At 68.0% G+C, this 1,092-nt stretch carries 1 protein-coding gene and 1 pseudogene; both read left to right on the plus strand.

The genetic code is table 11. The features are described from left to right. Positions 1-265 (plus strand): transposase (locus AX737_RS34155; RefSeq protein ID WP_066920056.1); only part of this gene is annotated, 265 nt, incomplete at its 5' end. Then, positions 256-1,062: pseudogene (locus AX737_RS06775) on the plus strand (IS3 family transposase); the annotation flags it as partial. The gene AX737_RS34155 and the pseudogene AX737_RS06775, both read left to right, overlap by 10 nt. Between the last annotated feature and the right edge of the window lie 30 nt (positions 1,063-1,092).

Raw genomic sequence — 1,092 nt, forward strand, 5'->3', positions numbered from 1 at the left:
CAAGCGCCACGATCTCTCGCGCAACCTCGTGCGCGTGTGGGTGCAGAAGTACGAGACGGGCGCGTTCGACGATGACGCGGCCGCCGCCGACACGATCCAGGCCTATGAGGCTCGCATCGCCGCGCTCGAACGGCTCGTCGGGCGGCAGGCGCTTGAGCTTGAGTTTTTAAAGGGGGCTCTGCGCAACGGACCGCCGCCGCGAAGCGGGCCTATGTCCGTGATCACCGGCCCGGCAGCTTCTCTGTCGCCGCGGGATGCCGGCTGATGGGTCTGGCGCGCTCCACCTACTACGATGCCCCGACGCGGGCTGCCGACGACACCGCCCTCGTCGAGGCCATGGCCGCGGTCTGCGACGCGTTCGAAGCCTACGGCTGGCGCCGCGTCCAGGCGGCCCTGCGCCAGCAGGGCTGGCGGGTGAACCATAAGAAGGTCCGCCGCCTCATGCGGGAGCACGACCTGCAACCGCGCGTCCGGCGCCGCTACGTCACGACCACCGACAGCGATCACGACAGCCCGATCTTCCCGAACTTGGCCCGGGACATCGTGCCGGACGGGCCCGACCAGCTCTGGGTCGCGGATCTGACCTCCGTCGCGGTGACGGGCGGCTTCGTCTACGTCGCGATTATCTTGGATGCTTGGTCGCGGCGGGTGGTCGGCTACGCGCTTGGCCGGTCGATCGACGCCCGCCTGACCATCGCGGCTCTGCACGCGGCGATCGAGCGGCGTCGGCCGGCGCCAGGACTGACCCACCACACGGACCGCGGCAGTCAATACGCTGCTGAGGCGTATCGAAAGGTGCTGGCTGATCATGGTCTCGTCGGCTCGATGGGCCGGCGCGGCAATCCCTACGACAACGCCAAGGCCGAGAGCTTCATGAAGACGCTCAAGGTCGAGGGGGTATACCCGATGGCGTTCGAGACCTTCGCCGATGTGGCGGCTGAGCTGCCGCACTTCATCGAAGAGGTCTATAACACCCCCCGCCTGCACTCCGCGCTCGGTTATCTGAGCCCCGTGCAGTTCGAGGAGCAGCACGCCCGGCAGACGGTCAAAACCGCCGCCTGATCGTGCCCACCGTCAGGGGACCACTCCACT

The sequence above is a fragment of the Methylobacterium sp. CCH5-D2 genome, assembly GCF_001556475.1.
GTDB classification, from domain to species: domain Bacteria; phylum Pseudomonadota; class Alphaproteobacteria; order Rhizobiales; family Beijerinckiaceae; genus Methylobacterium; species Methylobacterium hispanicum.